Below are 816 nucleotides of genomic sequence, written 5' to 3' on the forward strand. Positions count from 1 at the left end.
AATGTACGGGGATGGTAAACTCGCGATACTGGAAGATACCAATGAACACAGATTGGGGTTTAGCCTTGATTCACCTGACAGCTTTTGGTATCAGTTATTTTACTTTGGAATACGAGATGGACAAAATAAGATTGAAATCATGCACTGACAACTACACCGTTGCTTTTGCAACGAATTGAAAATATGACAACGACTAAAACCCTCGCCGCGCTCGCGGCCATCCTCGCCCTCACCGCCTGTGGCGGGCGGGGACAGAAAAAGAGTGTCGAAACAGCCGCGAGTGAATCCCGGAGCGAGCACGACAACGGCCGCTCCGGCAACTCCAACAACGGCTACCCCGACGGCTATTTCGACACCATCCCGGTACTGTTGGACACGCGGCTTACAAAAGATTTCGAGCGGTTCGACCGGGAGTTTTACGACCGATATTACGATGAAAGATTCAAGCGGGTGGTGAAAACATTGGCCGACGGGACGGAGTTGGATATGAGTATTTACGGTGGTGCGCCACTGTTCAGTACATGTGGTCTCCCGGTTCCTACTTCACTCTCTTCAAGCAATTCTATTGGAGAAACGGGAATATACACCTCAAAGGCCTGCAATGGAATTTCCGAAAGGGAATCTGGTATGAGTTCGACATGGACGGAAACCTTGTGGGGCAGACCGATTATGACGCGCCCTACGCATTCACCTGGGAGGATGTGTTGGAGTTTTGTTATAAAGCACCGGAAGGTTGGCGGCGGCTACTCATCGGCCTCAATCTGTCGGTGTGCGGCTACGAGGCATTCTTTTTAATGATTATCCGCATGCTGTCCT

At 50.5% G+C, this 816-nt stretch carries 1 pseudogene; it reads left to right on the plus strand.

Annotated features, from left to right (window positions below):
• Positions 1-521 precede the first annotated feature (521 nt).
• Positions 522-816, plus strand: a pseudogene (locus tag B2Z67_RS05870) (hypothetical protein); the annotation flags it as partial.

The sequence above is a fragment of the Bacteroides sp. UBA939 genome, from assembly GCF_002293435.1.
Classification (GTDB): Bacteria; Bacteroidota; Bacteroidia; order Bacteroidales; family Bacteroidaceae; genus Bacteroides.